This is a genomic window from Dyella sp. NPDC103356 (assembly GCF_055584465.1).
This window is the reverse complement of sequence record NZ_JBVJLZ010000006.1, coordinates 121,266-141,254: the sequence shown is the minus strand read 5'-3', so window position 1 is coordinate 141,254 and position 19,989 is coordinate 121,266. Positions and strand designations below refer to the sequence as shown.

The following is a 19,989-nucleotide window of genomic DNA, read 5'->3' as shown; positions in this document are numbered from 1 at the left end:
TGCGCGTATAATTAGCGGTTTACCATCGTCTGATAAATCTCGGAGCCGGCCACTATGGCACGCCAGAAACCGCTTTCGCTTTACCGTAACATCGGCATCATTGCGCACATCGACGCCGGCAAGACCACCACGACCGAGCGCGTGCTGTACTACACCGGCAAGAAGCACCAGATCGTCGACGTGCATGACACGAAGGACGGCAAGGGCTCGACCACGACCGACTACATGGAGCAGGAGCGCAAGCGTGGTATCACCATTCAGTCGGCCGCCGTGTCGACCGAGTGGAAGGGTCACCAGATCAACGTGATCGATACCCCCGGACACGTGGACTTCACCATCGAGGTGAACCGTTCGCTGCGCGTGCTCGACGGCGCCGTGGTGGTGTTCGACGGCGTGGCCGGTGTGGAACCGCAGACCGAGACCAACTGGCGTCTGGCCGACCAGTACAACGTCCCGCGCATGTGCTACGTCAACAAGATGGACCGTATCGGCGCCAACTTCAAACATTGCGTCGACGGCATCCGTAACCGCCTGGGCGCCAACGCGCTGCTGTGCCAGATCCCGCTGGGCAGCCACGACGAGTTCATCGGCATGGCCGACCTGATCGCCGGCGTCGGCTACATCTGGCTGGGTGACGACAAGGACAGCAAGTGGGAAACCATCCCGCTCGCCGACATCGCCGGCCACGACAAGATCAAGAACTTCGCCTCGGCCGCCGACAAGGAGTGGGTGTCCAAGCTCGAAGAGCTGCGCATGCAGTCGATCGAGACGGCCGTGGAGCAGGACGAAGCCGCGCTGGACGCCTATCTTGGCGAAGGCACCGTGCCGTCGATCGAAGACCTCAAGAAGTTCATCCGCAAGGGTTGCGTGAAGGGCGAGATCGTGCCGGTGTTCTGCGGCTCCTCGTACCGTAACAAGGGCGTGCAGCAGCTGCTCGACGGCGTCATCGACTACATGCCGTACCCGGGCGAGAACGGCGGCATCTCGATGGTGGACGAAGACGGTAACGTCATCGGCGAACAGCTGGTGACCGACGATGCACCCGTGCGCGCGCTGGCCTTCAAGGTCATCAACGACCAGTTCGGTACGCTGACCTTCACCCGTATCTACTCGGGCGTGATCAAGAAGGGCGACACGCTGCAGAACGTCACCCGCGGCAAGAAAGAGCGCATCGGCCGTATCGTCGAAGTGCAAGCCAACACCACCAAGGAAATCGACGAAGTCCGCGCCGGCGACATCTGCGCTTTCGTGTCGATGAAGGAAACCGAGACCGGCGACTCGCTCACCGATCCGAACCATCCGGTGCTGCTGGAGCGCATGCGCTTCCCCGATCCGGTGATCAGCGTGGCGGTGGAGCCCAAGAGCCGCAACGACATCGACAAGATGTCCACCGCGCTCTACAAGATGGTCAAGGCCGATCCGTCGCTGCGCATGGAAGTCGACCAGGAAACCGGTCAGACCGTGCTCAAGGGCATGGGCGAGTTGCACCTGGAAATCACCATCGACCGTATGCGCACCGAGCTGGGTGTGGAAGCGAACATGGGCAAGCCCAAGGTCAGCTTCCGCGAAGCCTTCGGTCAGACCGTCGAACATGTCTACACCCACAAGAAGCAGTCGGGTGGTTCGGGTCAGTTCGCCGAAGTGAAGATCATCTTCGAGCCGGGCGAGCCGGGTTCGGGCGTGGTGTTCTCCGACGAAGTGGTCGGTGGCCGCGTGCCGCGCGAATACATCCCGGCCGTCGAGCACGCCATCAAGGTGGAGTCGCGCCAGGGCCAGATCGCCGGTTACGAAGTGCTGGATTTCAAGGCACGCCTGGTGGACGGCAAGTTCCATGACGTCGACTCCTCGGCGCTGGCCTTCGAAATCGCCGGTCGCGCCTGCTTCCGCGAAGCGCAGAAGATGTCCAAGCCCAAGCTGCTCGAGCCGGTGATGAAGCTCGAAGTGGTGACCGAAGCCGATTACCTCGGCGACGTCATCGGTGACATCAACCGTCGTCGTGGCTCGGTCAGCGACCAGGGCCAGCGTGGTACGTCGTCGTTCGTCCAGGGCTATGTGCCGCTGGCCGAAATGTTCGGCTACATCAACTTCCTGCGCTCGGCCACCAGCGGCCGCGGTAACTTCACCATGGAGTTCGACCGTTACCAGGAAGTGCCGGCCAATATGGTCGCCACGTTGATGGAAAAGGAAACCAAGGCCAAGTAATCGTTGGCTAAGGTGGTTGATATACAAAAAGCCGGTGACTAGCCGGCTTTTTGTTTTTTTAGCCAGGGCGCCGTAGCAGCCCTCAAGAATTATCGGATTTGTCCGAAAAAAAGTCTTACCAGTTGTGGCGACGAAGCTTTAGCGCTAGCGTTCTTCACGGCATACACGCCCAGTGGGCTTGTGGTCGCGGGATGGCACGATTGAAAAGACAAGCTTTGAAAAATGATGCCATCCCGGGATCTGTGACGATTTCTCGCTCCGACAGGGCGACGATCTGCGCGGATCCCGCGGAATAGGATTTTCGAAATGTTGACCCGGGGGGGATGATGTGAGCGCCAATGTCGTTATTTTGATCATGTGGGGCTATGCCGCGATTTACTATGTCCTTGTCAGATGGGTCCGGTCGGAGGTAGCACGGGCCGATCCGACATATTTCAAGCCTGACGCCGAGGTCGGCATGAAACGCGCAATCGCCATCTGGGACATGATGCTCGATTCGAAGTTGCCGGGTCATTTGGGCGCGAAAATAAAATACGGCCTTTATGTAGCTCGAGCGATGTTGATTCTCTATGTTCCGGTTCTCATCGCTGTTTTTGCCGCCTACCTGGCTTGACGTGGAACCGAACGAGAAGAGCGCCTGACACACTGCCAGCCGTGAACGGTTTGTTCACGCTTCGCTCGACCCGATCTGTGCATGCTATGCAGGTTTTAAGCCTGCCGAGATGGATGCATGAGCGATCAATCGAAAGAATCCGCGAAGTCCTCGGCGCCGCGCAAAGTGGCGCCCCCCGCAGCCATGGTGATCTTTGGCGCCAACGGTGATCTCACCAAGCGCCTGGTAGTACCGGCGCTGTACAACCTTTGTCGTGCCGGCAAGCTGGCGGATAACTTCGTGCTGGTTGGCGTGGATCGGAACGACAGCGACGCCAAGGCGTGGACGCAAGGGCTGAAAGAGTTTCTCGCCACCACGCTGCAAAACGCGCCGGCGGGTAACAATCAGGTCGATGAGCAGGTTTGGGCGCGGCTGACCGCGAATGCGACGTTTGTCGTCGGCGATATCACCAAGGCCGATACCTATAAGCATCTGGGCGATGTCCTGTCGGAGCTGGACAAGCAGCACCAGCTCGGCGGCAATACCCTGTTCTATCTTGCGGTAGGCGATCGTTTCTTCGGGCCGATCATCGACGAGCTTGCCGCTGCAGGCCTTACCAAGGAGGAGGGCGAGCATTGGCGCCGCGTCATTGTCGAGAAGCCATTCGGCCACGATCTCGATTCGGCCAAGGCGTTGAACGAGCGGATCCTCAAGGTGCTCCACGAGACCCAGGTGTTCCGTATGGACCATTTCCTCGGCAAGGAAACCGTGCAGAACATCATGGCGTTTCGTTTCGCCAACGGCATGTTCGAGCATATGTGGAATCGCGACCGCATCGACCACGTGCAGGTGACGGCGGCCGAAACGGTGGGTGTGGAAAAGCGCGGCAGTTTCTATGAAGTCACCGGTGCCTTGCGCGACATGGTGCCTAACCACGTGTTCCAGTTGATCGCGATGGTGGCGATGGAACCGCCGGTGTCGTTTGCCGCCGACGATGTACGCAACAAGAAGGCCGACGTGTTCTCGGCGATGCATCCGGTGAGGGCCGAGAACGTCTGCCGTGGGCAATACGGTGCGGGCAGGATCGGCGACACCGAGGTGCCGGGCTATCGCGAGGAGCCGAATGTGGCGCCCGATTCCGATACCGAAACCTATGTCGCGATGAAGCTGGAGATCGATAACTGGCGTTGGGCCGGTGTGCCGTTCTACGTGCGCACCGGCAAACGTCTCTCCAAGCGTTGGACCGAGATCGCACTGCGCTTCAAGGCGGCGCCGTATGCCTTGTTCAAGGACGCCCCGGTGGAGGAGCTGGGTGCCAACTGGCTGATCATCCAGATCCAGCCCGATGAAGGTATTCGTCTGCACTTCAGCGCCAAGCAGCCGGGCACTCGGATGGAACTCGACAGCGTATCGATGGATTTCAAATACGCCGACTGGTTTCAGCAGGCACCGGCCAACGGTTACGAGACGCTGATCTTCGATTGCCTGATCGGGGACGCAACGCTGTTTCAGCGCGCCGACCAGGTCGAAGGTGCGTGGCGCGTCGTGCAGCCGGCTCTGGACCTTTGGAGCAGTCGCAAATCCATCGGGTTTCCCGATTACGCGGCCGGCAGCGACGGTCCGTCCTGTTCGGATGCGCTGTTGCAGCGCGATGGGCGTGCATGGCGCAAGATCGGCTGAGGCCGGCCATGACGCTCCGCATCGAAGACTACGCCATGATCGGCGACTGCAAGACGGCGGCGCTGGTCGGCATCAATGGGTCGATCGACTGGCTTTGCCTGCCGCATTTCGATTCCGGTTCCTGCTTTACCGCCTTGCTTGGCGATGATGAAAACGGCTGCTGGTGCATTGCGCCCGTGGCCGATGTCATCAAGACGACTCGCCACTACGACGATGGCAGCCTCGTCTTGCAGACCTTGTTCGACACCGAACAGGGGCAGGTGGAGTTGATCGACTTCATGCCGGCCGATCCGGTGCGCAGCCATATCGTGCGCATCGTGCGGGGCGTCAAGGGCACGGTCGACATGCACCTGAAGCTGGTGGTGCGTTTCGATTACGGCACGACGGTGCCCTGGGTGAGCAAGGTCGAGGAGCAGACGCATCGGCTGGTTGCAGGTCCCGATCAGCTCATTCTGCGCTCGACAGTAGAAATTCGTGGCGACGATGGTCACTCGGTGGCCGACTTCACCCTTTCCGAAGGCGAGTCGGTGTCTTTCGTATTGAGTCACGCGTCGTCTTACGTGGATGCACCCGAACCGGTCGATGCCGACAATGCGCTCGAACAGACCAAGGCGTTCTGGTACGACTGGTCCGGGCGGTGTGTGGGTGCTGGTCCCTGGGCATCCATCGTCAAGCGCTCGTTGATCGTGCTCAAGGGGCTCAGTTTTCTGCCGACGGGCGGCATCGTCGCCGCGCCAACCACATCGCTACCGGAATTTATCGGCAGCGAACGCAATTGGGATTATCGCTATTGCTGGTTACGCGATGCGACGCTGACCCTGCTCGCGTTTCTCAATGCGGGTTACGACGACGAGGCGCTGGCCTGGCGCGACTGGCTGATTCGCGCCGTTGCCGGCAGCCCGGACCAGATCCAGATCATGTATGGCTTGCGCGGCGAACGGCGTCTGGATGAATGGACGATTCCCTGGCTGTCGGGTTACGAAGGGTCCTGTCCGGTCCGCGTGGGCAACGCGGCAGCCAAGCAGATGCAACTGGATATTTTCGGTGAGCTTTCGCATGCCATGGCTGCGGCCATCAAGCGCGGCTTGCCGGTGGTGGAACATGGCCTGGCGGTACGCGATGCGCTATTGGGCCGTCTGGAAAAAATCTGGCAGGAGCCCGATCAAGGCATCTGGGAAATCCGTGCGGAGCCTCGCCATTTCGTGCATTCGAAGGTGATGACCTGGGTCGCTTTCGATCGTGCTGCCCATAGCGATCACACCGCCGATCAATCGATGCGCCAGCATTACCGCGACGTCGCCGACCGTATTCATGCGAGCGTCTGCGAGCACGGTGTCGATCCGGAGCACAACTGTTTTACCCAGGCCTATGGTTCCAGGGAAATGGATGCCAGCTTGCTGTTACTCGTTACCGTGGGTTTCCTGCCGCCCGAGGATGAGCGCATCAGGAATACGGTGGCGCGTATCGAGGAACGTCTGCTGACCGAAGGCCTGGTGCTGCGCTATGAAACCGCGACCGGTGTCGATGGCTTGCCGCCAGGGGAGGGCGCGTTCCTGGCGTGCAGTTTCTGGCTGGTCGAGAACTATGTGCTTCAGGGCGAGCTGGACAAGGCGCGCGAGCTTTTCGAGCGGTTGCTTGCATTGGCCAATGATGTGGGGTTGTTCGCCGAGGAATACGATCCACGCGCCAAACGGCATCTTGGGAATTTTCCGCAGGCGTTCAGCCATGTGGCGTTGGTGAATGCGGCGTTTGCTTTGGCTCGGGCCTTGGATGCTTAAAAGCCCCCCTCACCCCAACCCTCTCCCCCGGCATAGCCAGGGGAGAGGGTTGGGGTGAGGGGGAAGCAGGAGGCGATACGAAGCAAGCCTACGATTCGCGACTCCACTGCCGTGTCTTCGCCGCGCGAACGAACGCCTTGAGATTGGACAGCACGACCACCCCCTGATCCGTTTCCACGCCTGTGCGATGCAGCAGATCACCGCCGCCCTGGTCATGGCCGATGGCCTTGAGATGATGGAAGGCGTCGCGGACGAATTCGAGCGTGCCAGGATCCTCCGCCAGCGTGTTGGCCGCGCCGGCAGAAAGAACCAGCGCAATCGCATCGAATACCACCGACGGCGTGCCCGCTAGCTGCCCATCGGCATCGACGGTTTTGCCGCCCGAAAGCTTGATGCCGCCTCGTCTGGGCGCGACGAGTTTGACGGTCGCGTTTTCCGCTTCGACGGCTTTACGAATGGCATCGACGGTCTTCGCATCCGAACCGTCGGCGATCAGCACGCCGACAACCCGACCGGCGAGCGTGTCCTTCATCTTGCCAATGATCTGCAAGGCGGGCGAAGGCGGCATATCGATCGCCAGCGTGGCGGCGGCCGGAAGCGGTGGCAGATTGCCCAATCCCAGCCCATCGGCAACACAGCGTGCCAACGCCTCATCGACATGGCGGATGTGGCCGACGATCCGCTCGCGGACGTGCGCGGTATCGACCTTGGACAACTCGAAGGTAAAGGCCGACGCAATGTGCGCCTGCTCCGGCGCACTCTGGCTGCGGTAGAAGAGGCGTGCCTGGCTGTAGTGATCGGTAAAGGTTTCCGAACGTATGCGTCCACGCATGCCGCCTTCTTCGATGCCCGCGCTATGAAAACCGCGTTTGGGATCTTCTCGCGGGGTATCGTCACCCAGCGACGAAGGTTCATAGGCAACTCTCCCGCGTGGCACCTGCATCTGCATCTGGCCATCGCGTTGATGATTGGCGAACGGACATTTGGGCGCGTTGATAGGCAATTGGTGGAAGTTCGGCGAGCCCAGTCGCTTGAGCTGCGTATCGAGATAGGAGAACAGGCGTCCTTGCAGCAGCGGATCATTGCTGAAGTCGATACCCGGCACGATATTGGCGGGGCAATAGGCCACTTGCTCGGTCTCGGCGAAGAAGTTGTCCGGCCAGCGGTCCAGCACCATGCGGCCGATGACTTTGAGTGGCACCGTTTCCTCGGGAATGATCTTGGTCGGGTCGAGGTGGTCGAAAGGAAACTTTGCCGCTTCTTCTTCGGTAAACAACTGCACGGCCAGTTCCCACGCGGGGAAGTTGCCAGACTGTATCGCTTCGAACAGGTCGCGGCGCTGAAAGTCCGGGTCGGCACCAGCGAGCTTTACCGCTTCGTTCCACGTCGTCGATTGCAAGCCCAATTCCGGACGCCAGTGGAATTTCACGAAGGTCGACTGGCCTTTGGCATCGATCAGGCGGAACGAGTGGATGCCGAAACCTTCGATCATGCGCAGTGAACGCGGTATGGTCCGGTCCGACATTGCCCAGAAGATCATATGGATCGCTTCGGGTGTCAGCGAAATAAAATCCCAGAAGGTGTCGTGCGCGGTCGCCGATTGCGGGAAACCACGATCAGGTTCCATTTTTACCGCATGAACCAGGTCGGGAAACTTGATGGCATCCTGGATAAAGAACACCGGGATATTGTTGCCGACCAGATCCCAGTTTCCTTCCTTGGTATAGAACTTCACTGCGAAACCGCGAACATCGCGCGGCGTATCTACCGAGCCTGCGCCACCGGCCACGGTCGAGAAGCGGGTAAACAAGGGTGTCCTGACGCCGGTTTCGGTAAGTATCCTGGCAGTCGTGTAGCGCGATAACGAGCGAGTCAGTTCGAAGTAACCGTGCGCGGCTGACCCGCGAGCATGCACGATACGCTCGGGAATGCGCTCGTGATCGAAATGAAAGATTTTTTCGCGCAGGACGAAATCTTCGAGCAGGGTAGGGCCAAGTGGGAAGCTGCGCAGCGAGTTCTGGTTATCGCTGACGATCGTGCCTTGATTGGTCGTGAGGGCAGGATGCGTTCCGCCGGCGACCTGATGCAGTTCGTCGCCGGTGCCGCGTTGCTCTGTCTTGGCGCGGCTGGGGGTCTGTTCGGTCTTTTTCGCGCTCTTTTTTGCCATGCTCGCTGCTCCGGTTCTGCTGACCTATCCGCAGAGCGTCGGCTTTGTCGCGTCAAGCGCGTGTGGCGGTTTGGTGTGAGGAGCGAGGACGCGAGCGCTAGAGTTCGCTTAAGCGTTCATGACGCAGGCGGCACTTGGAGGCTATCCACGGCTTCGCGCGCGAGCGGCAGCAAACCTTCGCCGTCTTCGTTGAGGTACGCCTTGATCTCACGGCGCATTACCGGATCCCAGAAGCGCGTGAGGTGATCGCGCACGCCGGCCACGGCAGCGTTGTGGTCGGGCTCGATGGTGAAGTAGGTGGCGATGTCGTTGGCCATGGCGACGAGGCGTTCGATTCTCATGGCGACTCCGTACGGTTTGCGGCGGCAAGGCGGTGAGGGTGGGTGTAGATATTGTGGCTGCCACGACGCGCAAAACCCACCAGGGTGATGCCGGCGCTGCGGGCCAGTTCGATGGCGAGCGCCGTCGGTGCCGAGATCGCAGCCAGCAACGTCACTCCCGCACTGGTGGCCTTGGTCACCATTTCGTAGCTGGCCCGGCTGGTCACCAGCACCATGCCGTCGGCCGGGTCGAGCGCGCGATAGCGCATGGCGCCGAGCAATTTATCCAACGCGTTGTGCCGGCCCACGTCTTCGCGAACGAGTTGGATAGCACCGGAACGATCCGCCCATGCGGCGGCATGCACGGCACCCGTGGCGATGTTCATCGGTTGAAGCTTCTGCAGCTGCGCCAGGGCATGTTCGAGCGCTTCGCGGGTAAGCGTCGCGCCGATGCCGACGGGATCGCCCTGGCGTATGGCTTGTTCGAGATCGCGCGTACCGCAGATACCACACCCGCTGCGCCCGGGCAGCAGGCGCTGGCGCTCCGCACCGATATGTGCGGCGGGCGTATCGTCGGGCACATGCATGGCGATCTCGACGCCTTCAAGCAGGGTGCTGACCTGTATGTCCAGCAGTTGCTCGGGCGTGGCGATCAGCCCCTCGCTGAGCGAAAAACCGAGCGCGAAATCCTCAAGATCATGCGGCGTGGCCATCATCACGGCAAAGGTATCGCCGTTATAGACCATGGCGACGGGTACTTCTTCGGCCACCGCGTCGTCTTCCTGGATGACGCGCCCATCGCGCCAGCGCTCGACACTGCGGGTCACATAGCCTTCGGAACTCGCTGTATCCGTCTCGATCAAGCGTTATCCACCGATTGTTCCAGCAACGCCTGCTGCGCATCGGAGAAGGCGTAGTAGCGCTTCTGCCATTCGGATGGCTGCGTCACGCGCGTCACCTGCACCGCCGTGACCTTGTATTCCGGGCAATTGGTCGCCCAGTCCGAGTTCTCCGTGGTGATCACATTGGCGCCGGAGCCGGGGAAGTGGAAGGTGGTGTACACCACGCCCGGTTGCATGCGCTCGGACACCATCGCGCGCAGCACGGTCTCACCGGAACGGCTCTGGATACCGACCCAATCGCCCTCGTTGATGCCGCGTTCCTCGGCATCGTGCGGATGGATTTCCAGTCGGTCCTCGTCATGCCACATCACGTTCGCCGTGCGGCGTGTCTGCGCACCGACGTTGTACTGACTCAGGATACGGCCGGTGGTGAGGATCAAGGGATGCTCGGCGTTGACCTTTTCGGTGGTCGGCACGTATTCGGTCAGCATGAAGCGGCCCTTGCCGCGCACGAATTCTTCCACGTGCATGACCGGCGTTCCCGTCGGATGCTGCTCGTTGCAAGGCCACTGGATCGAGCCAAGCTCGTCGATCCGGTCGAAGCTGACGCCATGGAACGTCGGCGTGAGGCGGGCAATCTCGTCCATGATCTGGGACGGATGCGAATAGTCCATCGGATATCCCATCGCCTGCGCCAGTCGCTGGGTGATCTGCCAGTCAGCCAGACCGCCCTTGGGCTCCATCACCTTGCGCACGCGCGAGATGCGGCGCTCGGCATTGGTAAAGGTGCCGTCCTTTTCCAGGAACGAACTGCCCGGCAGGAAGACATGCGCGAACTTGGCCGATTCGTTGAGAAACAAATCCTGCACCACGATGCATTCCATCGCGCTCAGCGCCGCGGTGACATGCTGCGTATCCGGATCGGATTGGGCGATGTCTTCGCCTTCGATATAGAGGCCCTTGAAGCTGCCATCCAGTGCCGCTTCGAACATGTTGGGGATGCGCAGGCCCGGCTCGGCGTAGAGCGGCACGCCCCAGGCCTGCTCGAACGATTGGCGCGTCGCCGTATCGCTGACGTGGCGATAGCCGGGGAATTCGTGCGGGAACGAACCCATGTCGCACGAACCCTGCACATTGTTCTGGCCGCGCAACGGATTCACGCCGACGCCTTCGCGACCGATGTTGCCGGTAGCCATGGCGAGGTTGGCGATCGCCATTACCGAGGTCGAGCCTTGCGCGTGTTCGGTTACGCCCAGGCCGTAATAGATCGCGCCGTTGCCGCCGGTGGCGTACATGCGCGCCGCGCCGCGTACCAGTGCAGCCGGCACGCCAGTGGTCGCTTCCATCGCTTCCGGGCTGTATCGCTCATGTGAGACGAAGTCGCGCCACTTGTTGAATGCTTCGGGTTCGCAACGACGGGCGACAAAATCCTCGTCGACCAGGCCTTCGGTCACGATCACATGCGCGAGCGAGTCGAGCATGGCGACGTTGGTGCCGGGACGCAGCTTGAGGTGATAGTCGGCTTTCACGTGTGGCGTGCGTACCAGGTCGATGCGGCGCGGATCGACCACGATCAACTTGGCACCCTGGCGCAGCCGGCGTTTCATCTGCGAGCCGAATACCGGGTGTGCATCGGTCGGGTTGGCGCCGATCACCAGCACCACGTCGGTGGATTCGATCGAATCGAAATCCTGTGTGCCGGCCGATTCGCCCAGCGTCGCCTTCAGGCCGTAACCGGTCGGCGAATGGCAGACGCGTGCGCAGGTGTCGACATTGTTATTGCCGAAGCCCGCGCGCACGAGCTTCTGCACCAGGTAGGTTTCTTCGTTGGTGCAACGTGACGAGGTGATGCCGCCGATCGCATGTTGGCCGTACGTCGCCTGGATACGTTTGAACTCCTTGGCGACGTGCGCAAAGGCCTCATCCCAGCTGACGATGCGCCACGGGTCGGAAATCTTCGCGCGGATCATCGGCGTGTTGATGCGGTCCGGATGCGTGGCGTAACCGATCGCAAAGCGGCCTTTCACGCAGGAATGCCCATGGTTCGCATGGCCATCCTTGTTCGGCACCATGCGCACCAGTTCCTCGCCCTTCATTTCGGCGCGGAAGCTGCAGCCGACGCCACAATAGGCGCAGGTGGTGATCGCGCTGTGCTCGGCCTGTCCCTTGTCGATCAGCGATTTTTCCGAGAGCGTCGCAGTAGGGCAGGCCTGCACGCAGGCGCCGCAGGAAACGCATTCGGAGTCGAGGAAGCGGTTGTCCTGGCTGGCGGCCACTTTCGATTCGAAGCCGCGCCCCTGGATGGTCAGCGCAAACGTGCCCTGGACTTCGTCGCACGCGCGCACGCAGCGCGAACAGGCGATGCACTTGGACGGATCGAAGGTGAAATACGGATTGGACTCGTCCTTCGCCGCGAACAACGGATTGGCCGTACCGTCCTTCTGTTTGGCAAAGACGTGGTTGGCGCCTTCGTAGCCATAGCGCACTTCGCGCAAACCGACCACGCCGGCCATATCCTGCAGCTCGCAATGGCCATTGGCCGGGCAGGTGAGGCAGTCCAGCGGATGATCGGAGATATACAGCTCCATCACGCCACGGCGAATGTTAGCGAGCTTGGGCGTCTGCGTGCTGACCTTCATGCCGGTGCCGACCGGTGTCGTGCATGAGGCCGGATAACCCTTGCGGCCTTCGATTTCGACCAGGCACAAGCGGCACGAGCCGAAGGCGTCGAGCATTTCGGTGGCGCAGAGCTTGGGGATGTTGATCCCGGCCTGTGCCGCGGCGCGAAGTATCGAGGTACCTTCGGGCACCTGCACGCTGCGGCCATCGATTTCCAGGGTCACCATCGCTTCGGACGGAGACTTCGGGGTGCCGTAGTCGATCTCGACAATGGACAACATGGGTCTTACTCCTCAGCTGGCTGCCGTCGTGGCGCTGGCTTCGAAATCTTCATGGAAATGATCGAGTGCGCTGAGCACCGGGAACGGCGCCATACCGCCCAGCGCGCAGAGCGAACCGGCAAGCATGGTGTTGCATAGATCACGCAGCAGCACTTCTTCGCGTTCGCGCTCGGCAGCATTGCCGGCCACGATGCGGTCGATGACTTCGACGCCACGGGTCGAACCGATACGGCAGGGCGTGCACTTGCCGCAGGATTCGATCGCGCAGAACTCCATCGCGTAACGCGCCTGCGCGGCCATGTCGACGGTGTCGTCGAACACCACCATGCCGCCGTGGCCGAGCATGCCGCCAATGGCGACGAAGGCTTCGTAGTCGATCTGCACGTCCAGTTGCGATGCCGGGATATACGCGCCCAGCGGCCCGCCTACCTGGATCGCACGCACTGGTCGGCCGCTGGCGGTGCCGCCGCCGTAGCCTTCGATCAATTCGCGTAGCGTGAGACCGAAAGCGCGTTCGACCAACCCGGCCCGCTTGATATTGCCCGCCAGCTGGATCGGCAAGGTACCGCGCGAACGACCGACGCCGTAGTCGCGATAATAGGCTGCGCCTTTGTCCAGAATGATCGGCACGGTCGCCAGGGTGATCACGTTGTTGATCACCGTCGGTTTGCCGAACAAGCCCTGGATCGCCGGCAGCGGCGGCTTGAAACGCACCTGGCCGCGCTTGCCTTCGAGCGATTCGAGCAGGGAGGTTTCCTCGCCGCAGATATACGCGCCGCCGGCCATGCGTACTTCAAGGCGGAATGACTTGCCGCTGCCAGCGATGTTGCCGCCCAGATAACCGGCGGCTTCGGCCGCGGCAATCGCCGCCTCCAGCGCGCGCTGCGCATGCGGGTATTCGACGCGCAGATAGATATAACCCTGGGTCGCGCCAACCGCGATGCCTGCGATCGTCATGCCTTCGATCAGCACGAACGGATCGCCTTCCATGATCATGCGATCGGAATAGGTGCCCGAATCGCCTTCGTCGGCGTTGCAGACAATGTACTTTTGACCGCCCTGGATATCGTGGCAGGTCTTCCACTTGATGCCGGCAGGAAACGCCGCGCCGCCACGGCCACGCAGGCCTGCGTCGGTAACCGCCTGGACGATGGCTGCACCGTCCATGTGCAAGGCGGCTTCCAGCCCGCGATAACCGCCATGTGCGCGGTAGTCGTCCAGGCTGCGCGGGTCGACGATGCCGACACGCGCAAAGGTGAGGCGTTGCTGGTTCTTGAGAAACGCGATCTCTTCGGTCAAGCCCAGCGACAGTGCTTGCTTGCCGCCGTTGACGAAATCAGCATCGAACAATGCTTTGACATCGGACTTCTGCACTGGACCGTAGGCGACCCGGCCTGTGGATGTCGCGACCTCGACCATCGGTTCCAGCCAATACAGGCCACGCGAACCGTTGCGCACGATGGTGATGTCGATATCGCGCCGCGCGGCTTCGGCGGCGATCGCGTGCGCGACTGCTTCGGCTCCCAGCGACAGCGCGCTGGCGTCACGTGGTACGTAAACGGTAAAACTCATGTCGCCTCCGCGTCGAGCCAGGCGTCGAAACGTGCCGGTGTCATCCGGCCCTGGAGCTCGTCGTCGACCATGATCGCCGGCGAACAGGCGCAATTGCCCAGGCAATACACGGGCTCAAGCGTATACGCACCGTCGGCGGTGGTCTGATGAAAGTCTACGCCCAGGCGCTGTTTGATATGTTTTTCCAGCGTGACGGCGCCCATCGCCTGGCAGGACTCGGCCCGGCAGACGTAGATCACGCGCCGCCCCGAGGGGTGCGAACGAAAGAAATGGTAGAAGCTGATGACGCCGTGCACGTCCGCCCGCGAAAGATTCATTTCACGGGCAATCAACGGCACGGCATCTTCAGGGACATAACCCAGTGCTTCCTGCACGCCGTGCAAGACGGGGAGCAGGGCACCGGGCAAGTCCTTCAGCCGGTCCGTCACCTCAAGCACCGCCGCACGGATCTCCTCGGGGAGATCCGGCAGCTTGGCGACGTTCGCGGGGCGTTTCATGCGATCACCTTCATCACGTCGATCATCAGAACAGCGCGGCTGCCTTGGTCATGGCAATCCACACGCCGATCAGGAACGGAATGCCGACCAAGGCCCAGGCAACAAAGCCGACGACACCGAAACTGCCACGTGCCGCATCGTTGGCGTTGGCGGCGGTGCCGGCTTCCTTCTGCAGCGATCGCTCGTGCGCCAGTTCCTCGTCGGTCATCAGGGCGCTTTCCTTGACCGGCTTGACCAGGAAATTGCAGATCATGCCGATCAGCAAAAGGCCGGCCAAAATATACAACGTGTGGTCGTAAACGAGGTTCTTGGCGACGCCGGCGTCCAGCTGCGTCTGGCGGATCGCAGCGATCAGGAAGGGACCGGCCACACCGGCCACCGACCATGCGGTGAGCAAGCGGCCATGGATCGCGCCTACCATCTGCGTGCCGAAAATATCGGCCAGATAAGCGGGCACGGTGGCAAAGCCGCCGCCGTACATCGACAGGATCAGGCAGACCGCGATGACGAACATGGCTGCCATGCCCAGATGTCCCAGCGTCGGCAACAGGCAGTACAGCACGATACCCAGCGCGAAGAAGACGAAATACGTGCGCTTGCGGCCGAGGAAATCGGACGTGGACGCCCAGAACAGACGGCCCAGGCTGTTGAACAGGCTGATCAAGCCGACCAAGCCTGCGGCGGAGGCGGCGATGGCGGCTTTTTGCGCGGTCGTGAGGTCGCCGGTGCCGCTCAGACCCAAGAGCTTGCCGCCGAAGACGTCCTGCAGCATCGGGCTGGCCATCGACAGCACGCCGATACCCGCGGTCACGTTCATGCACAGCACCACCCAGATCAGCCAGAACTGCGGCGTTTTCCAGGCGCGGTTGAGATGCACATGGCGCTGGGTAATCAGCTTGCTGGTCGACTGTGTGGGCGGCGTCCAGCCCAGCGGTTTCCAGCCATTGGGCGGCACGCGGAAACCGAAGGCACCCAGCGACATTGCCACCAGATAGATCACGCCCATGCACATCAGCGTGCTGGCGACCCCGGGGATACCGTTCACGGTGAATTTCTGCATCAGCGCCACGGCAATAGGTGCACCGATCAGCGCGCCGCCGCCGTAGCCCATGATGGCAAAGCCGGTGGCCAGACCGCGCCGGTCCGGGAACCATTTGATCAGGGTCGAAACCGGCGTGATGTATCCCAGGCCTTGTCCCACGCCGCCGAGGACACCGCAGCCCAGATAGACAAGCCAGAGCTGGTGCATCGACACGCCGATGCCGCCGATGATCAGGCCGCCGCCCCAACACAGCGCGGCGATAAAGCCGGCCTTGCGCGGGCCGGCATGTTCCAGCCAGCCGCCCCAGATCGCCGCCGAGATACCCAGCATGGCGATAAAGGTCTCGAAGATGTGGTTGACCGACGGGACGGTCCAGTTACAGGTGCCATTGAACAATTGCGCAAAGAAGCCCAGGTTGGCGCAGGCCGCATCGGTCCCCGGCACCAGCTTGGTCATCGGCAGCCAGAACACCGAAAAACCGTAGGCCATACCGATACATAGATGGATGGCGAGCGCTGCCGTCGGCACCAGCCAGCGGTTGAAGCGCGGACCGGCGATCGTGCGTTCCCTGGCCAGTAAACCGGGCGAGCCCCCACCCGCCTTGTTCAGGACTTCTGCTTCAGGTACCCCTGCCATAAGCATTCCCCTTATTTGGTGTCTTTGTTGGTGTCATGGATGAAGCGGGCTATGTATACACGATAGTTAAGTGAACACGTATGACGCGCTACACGACTAAGGTCGAACGGTCCCGGGTGCAGCATGATCTGTGGTGCCTGATGGCGGGCATTTGGTTCAAGCCAGCCCCGGGGCGCCAGGCCTGCCAGTTGTCAAAGCGCCGGTCGGCACCCATGATTTCTCCACGATGACCCATCTCCACACCCTCCTCGAACCGCTCGATGCTGCAGCAAAGCCACGCGACCAGCACGGGCGTCCGCTGCACGATCTACGCATATCGGTGATGGATCGCTGCAACTTTCGCTGTCCTTACTGTATGCCGGAGGCGACCTACGGCGAGCACTTCAGCTTCTTGCGGAACGACGAGCGGCTGAGCTTCGACGAAATCGAGCGCCTGAGCCGGCTTGCCGCCCAGCTTGGCGTGAGCAAGCTGCGTCTCACGGGCGGCGAGCCTTTGTTGCGGCCCCATCTGCCCGAACTGGTTGAGCGTCTGCGCCGCATTCCCGGCATCGACGACCTGGCCATGACCACCAATGGCGTGCTGCTGGCGCGATATGCCGAGGCCTTGCGTGCGGCCGGCATGGATCGCGTCACCATCAGCCTGGACACGCTCGATCCGGCCCTGTTCCACCGCATGAGTGGCGGGCGCGGCGCACTCGAGGATGTGCTGGCCGGGATCGATGCCGCTCAGGCGGCGGGGTTTCCCGGCGGCATCAAGCTCAATACCGTCGTCCAGCGTGGCGTCAACGAACACAGCGTGCTCGACCTGATCGAGCGCTTTCGCGGCACCGGCATCATTCCGCGGCTGATCGAATACATGGACGTAGGCAACCGCAACGACTGGGCGCGTGACCAGGTCGTGCCCTCGAGCGAGCTGATCGCGCGTATCGATGCGCGCTGGCCGCTGGAGGCGGTGCCCGCGCAATATCCCGGCGAGGTCGCCTCGCGGTTTCGCTTCCGTGACGGTGCCGGCGAGGTGGGGGTGATTTCCTCGATCAGCCAACCGTTCTGCGGGGCCTGCTCGCGCGCGCGGCTGTCGTCGGAGGGCACGCTTTATACTTGCCTCTTCGCGACCCAGGGCACCGACCTGCGCATGCCGCTGCGCCACGGCGCCACCGACGAACAACTGCTGGCAAGGTTGCGTGACGTATGGTTGCGTCGCGCCGACCGCTACAGTGAAGAACGTGCGCAGCGCCGTAACGGTGCACGCCATAAAATCGAAATGCATTACATCGGCGGTTGACCGCCCGGAACGGACATCATGACCACGGTTAACCTGAAGTACTACGCGCAATTGCGCGAGCAGGCGGGCGGCAGCGGCGAGCAGGTGGTGACATCGGCAAGCTCGTTGCGCGAGCTGTATGACGAGCTGCGCCATCGCCACGGCTTTACCTTGCCCGCCGATGCCTTGAAGGTAGCGGTGAACGAGCAGTTCAGCGATTGGAGTCACCTGCTGCGCGATGGCGATACGGTCGTCTTCATCCCGCCGGTGGCTGGCGGATGAGCCGCTTCAGTCTTTGTGACCAGGCGGTCGATATCACAACGCTGCGCGATCCGTTGCAGCATCCCGCCGCGGGCGGTTTCTGCAGTTTCGAAGGCTGGGTACGCAACCATAACGATGGGCGCGAGGTCAGCGGCCTGGAATACGAAGCCTATGCCGAGCTGGCGCATGCCGAAGGCGAGCGCATCGTGCAGGAGGCGGTCGAGCGCTACGGGGTGTTGGCTGCGCACTGCATGCACCGTACCGGGCATCTGGCGATCGGTGACTTGGCGGTCTGGATCGGTGTGGCTTCGGCGCATCGCGACGAGGCGTTTCGCGCCTGCCGCTACATCATCGACGAGATCAAGCATCGGCTGCCGATCTGGAAAAAAGAACACTACGTGACCGGCGATACCGCCTGGGTGGCCTGTTCGCACACCGGACGCGCGCATGAGCACGAACCGCCGCACGCACATCACGGCCACGATCATCACGACAAGGCGCACGGCTGAGTCATGATCGACTATGCCCAGGCTGTCGATCGACTATTAGCCCACGCGCCGCGACTATCGACTGAAACTTGCGCGTTGGCCGACGCATCGGAGCGTGTTCTCGCCGAGGCCGTCGTCAGTCCTCTGGCGTTGCCCTCGTTCGATCACGCCGCGATGGACGGTTATGCCCTGGCGGCAAAGGACGCCGTGCCCGTGGGCTCGGAACATGTCGTGCAGGGTTCGCAGGCGGCGGGCGACGTGGCGGTGGCATCCAGCGGCGCGGCCTGGGAAATCATGACCGGTGCGCGCTTGCCGGACGGGCTCGATGCAGTTGTTGCGGTCGAGCGCACGCAGTTGCTCTCCAGCCACGGCGACGGCTCACCCGAACGCATCCGGCTGCTTGACGACATCGTCTGCGGCAAAAATGTGCGCTATACCGGCAGCGACGTGGCCAAGGGTGCGCTCGCACTCGATGCAGGCACGCGCATCGAACCGTCGCATATCATGTTGTTGGCGGCACTGGGCGTTGCCGAATTGACGGTGGTGCGGCGTCCGCGCGTGGCTATCGTCTGCACCGGCAAGGAGCTTCAATCCGATCTGCGGGCGCCGCTTGCGGCCGAGCGCATCTACAACTCCAACGGCCCGTATCTGGCGGCATCGCTTACTGCCTGCGGCGCACACGTATTGTCTTGCGAAACGGTGGACGACACCGCGGTGAACTATGCCGCCGCGCTCAAGCGAGCTATTGCTGCCGGTGCCGATCTGGTTGTCAGCACCGGCGCGGTGTCGATGGGACGTTACGACTTCGTGCCCGATACCTTGCGTCAGTTCGATGCTGACGTGTTGTTTCACAAGGTGGCGATTCGCCCGGGCAAGCCGCAACTCGCCGCGAAGCTGCGCGAAGGTCCCCTGGTCATGGCGCTGCCGGGTACGCCGATGGCCGTCGCCGTTGGCCTGCGCTTTTTCGTGGCACCGGTGTTGCGCGCGATGAGCGGGCAGGCGGCCGAGCCTGTTTTTCATGCGTTGCTCGATGCGGCGCAGCAACCGAAGGCCGGCTTGCGCCATTTTCTTCGCGCGAGGCTAGGCCTCGATGCGCGGGGCCGCTTGCATGCCGATGTATCCGCGCAACAACAGCCGTTCCGTATTGGGCCGTTCGCACAAGCCGATGGGTGGGTGATATTGCCTGAACACTCGGGCGAGGTGCCGCTGGGCGGCATCGTTCAAGTGGCAAGCCTGCATCCCGGCAACGGTTTGCCGGTGCACGCGGCTCATCAGGGATCGTCGCCATGAAGTTACAGATCGAAGGGCAGCATCTGCGCGTTCGCATCGATGAAGAAGAGCTGGCCCAACTATTGGCGGGGCAGGCGATCGAGGCGGTGACGCAATTTGCGGATGTGTTCGCGGTCCGATACTCGCTTGAACTGACTCCTGCCGACACCGCGAACCTGTCGGGTTCGCCGGTAGCCTGGCGCATCGCCATCCCTGCCGAACGGGTACGCGAGCATGCCGCGAGGCTGCCGACGCGAGAGGGCTTGCAGTTCGCCTTGCCGGGTAAGCGCGAGGAGGACAACCTGCAATTGCTCTTTGACGTGGATGTGCGCGATAGCGTCAGGCGGCGGCGGTAAGAGTACAGGCAACCGCAGCCTGAAACCCTTAAAAAAACCCCTCCTAGTCGTCATCCCGGCGCAGGCCGGGATCCAGTGACTTTGCAATCGGTTATCGCGAGAACCGACAAGCATCTGCTCTATCGC

Annotated in this window: 16 protein-coding genes; 9 read left to right on the top strand and 7 right to left on the bottom strand. The window is 61.9% G+C overall.

From position 1 onward, the window contains the following. The first annotated feature begins 54 nt into the window (after positions 1 to 54). From fusA to ACZ6WW_RS15110, 4 genes are all read left to right on the top strand, one after another. The gene (gene fusA, locus ACZ6WW_RS15125; protein ID WP_281849027.1) at positions 55 to 2,202 is read left to right on the top strand and encodes an elongation factor G; all 2,148 of its coding nucleotides are present in this window, start codon (positions 55 to 57) and stop codon (positions 2,200 to 2,202) included. A gap of 328 nt (positions 2,203 to 2,530) precedes the next feature. Further along, complete coding sequence (locus ACZ6WW_RS15120) at positions 2,531 to 2,815, top strand: hypothetical protein (protein ID WP_281849026.1); 285 nt, start codon at positions 2,531 to 2,533, stop codon at positions 2,813 to 2,815. Positions 2,816 to 2,932: 117 nt separating this feature from the next. Next, entirely contained in the window at positions 2,933 to 4,474 is a 1,542-nt protein-coding gene (gene zwf / locus ACZ6WW_RS15115; protein ID WP_465274938.1) for a glucose-6-phosphate dehydrogenase, read from the top strand. 8 nt (positions 4,475 to 4,482) lie between these two features. After that, positions 4,483 to 6,252 (top strand): glycoside hydrolase family 15 protein, encoded by a 1,770-nt coding sequence (locus ACZ6WW_RS15110; protein WP_465274937.1) that lies wholly within the window; start codon positions 4,483 to 4,485, stop codon positions 6,250 to 6,252. A gap of 88 nt (positions 6,253 to 6,340) precedes the next feature. Here ACZ6WW_RS15110 and ACZ6WW_RS15105 read toward each other — a convergent pair whose 3' ends face one another. From ACZ6WW_RS15105 to ACZ6WW_RS15075, 7 genes are all read right to left on the bottom strand, one after another. Further along, the gene (locus tag ACZ6WW_RS15105; RefSeq protein ID WP_465274936.1) at positions 6,341 to 8,419 is read right to left on the bottom strand and encodes a catalase; all 2,079 of its coding nucleotides are present in this window, start codon (positions 8,417 to 8,419) and stop codon (positions 6,341 to 6,343) included. A 116-nt stretch (positions 8,420 to 8,535) separates the two neighbouring features. Further along, on the bottom strand, positions 8,536 to 8,760 hold the full coding sequence (locus ACZ6WW_RS15100; RefSeq protein ID WP_465274935.1) for a formate dehydrogenase subunit delta: 225 nt from the start codon (positions 8,758 to 8,760) through the stop codon (positions 8,536 to 8,538). Further along, positions 8,757 to 9,602, bottom strand: coding sequence for a formate dehydrogenase accessory sulfurtransferase FdhD (fdhD, locus tag ACZ6WW_RS15095; protein ID WP_465274934.1), 846 nt, complete (start codon positions 9,600 to 9,602; stop codon positions 8,757 to 8,759). The genes ACZ6WW_RS15100 and fdhD overlap by 4 nt, the downstream gene beginning before the upstream one ends. Further along, the gene (gene fdhF, locus ACZ6WW_RS15090; protein ID WP_465274933.1) at positions 9,599 to 12,481 is read right to left on the bottom strand and encodes a formate dehydrogenase subunit alpha; all 2,883 of its coding nucleotides are present in this window, start codon (positions 12,479 to 12,481) and stop codon (positions 9,599 to 9,601) included. The genes fdhD and fdhF overlap by 4 nt, the downstream gene beginning before the upstream one ends. A gap of 12 nt (positions 12,482 to 12,493) precedes the next feature. Beyond that, complete coding sequence (locus ACZ6WW_RS15085) at positions 12,494 to 14,053, bottom strand: formate dehydrogenase beta subunit (RefSeq protein WP_465274932.1); 1,560 nt, start codon at positions 14,051 to 14,053, stop codon at positions 12,494 to 12,496. Further along, on the bottom strand, positions 14,050 to 14,550 hold the full coding sequence (locus ACZ6WW_RS15080) for a formate dehydrogenase subunit gamma (RefSeq protein ID WP_281849019.1): 501 nt from the start codon (positions 14,548 to 14,550) through the stop codon (positions 14,050 to 14,052). The genes ACZ6WW_RS15085 and ACZ6WW_RS15080 overlap by 4 nt, the downstream gene beginning before the upstream one ends. A 25-nt stretch (positions 14,551 to 14,575) precedes the next feature. After that, entirely contained in the window at positions 14,576 to 16,228 is a 1,653-nt protein-coding gene (locus ACZ6WW_RS15075) for an OFA family MFS transporter (RefSeq protein ID WP_465274931.1), read from the bottom strand. Positions 16,229 to 16,454: 226 nt separating this feature from the next. On the opposite strand from ACZ6WW_RS15075, the gene moaA reads away from it, so the two are divergent. Genes moaA through ACZ6WW_RS15050 form a run of 5 tightly spaced genes read left to right on the top strand, consistent with a single transcriptional unit; the run spans position 16,455 to position 19,863 of the window. After that, entirely contained in the window at positions 16,455 to 17,510 is a 1,056-nt protein-coding gene (gene moaA / locus ACZ6WW_RS15070; RefSeq protein ID WP_465274930.1) for a GTP 3',8-cyclase MoaA, read from the top strand. Positions 17,511 to 17,528: 18 nt separating this feature from the next. After that, complete coding sequence (locus ACZ6WW_RS15065) at positions 17,529 to 17,771, top strand: MoaD/ThiS family protein (protein WP_281849016.1); 243 nt, start codon at positions 17,529 to 17,531, stop codon at positions 17,769 to 17,771. Beyond that, the gene (locus ACZ6WW_RS15060; RefSeq protein WP_465274929.1) at positions 17,768 to 18,259 is read left to right on the top strand and encodes a molybdenum cofactor biosynthesis protein MoaE; all 492 of its coding nucleotides are present in this window, start codon (positions 17,768 to 17,770) and stop codon (positions 18,257 to 18,259) included. Before ACZ6WW_RS15065 ends, ACZ6WW_RS15060 begins: the two co-directional genes overlap by 4 nt. Positions 18,260 to 18,262: 3 nt before the next feature. Next, positions 18,263 to 19,528: a molybdopterin molybdotransferase MoeA gene (locus ACZ6WW_RS15055; protein ID WP_465274928.1), complete on the top strand. Its 1,266-nt coding sequence runs from the start codon at positions 18,263 to 18,265 to the stop codon at positions 19,526 to 19,528. Then, a complete protein-coding gene (locus ACZ6WW_RS15050) occupies positions 19,525 to 19,863 on the top strand; it encodes a DUF7009 family protein (protein WP_465274927.1) in 339 nt (112 codons plus the stop codon). The genes ACZ6WW_RS15055 and ACZ6WW_RS15050 overlap by 4 nt, the downstream gene beginning before the upstream one ends. The last annotated feature ends 126 nt before the right edge of the window (positions 19,864 to 19,989 follow it).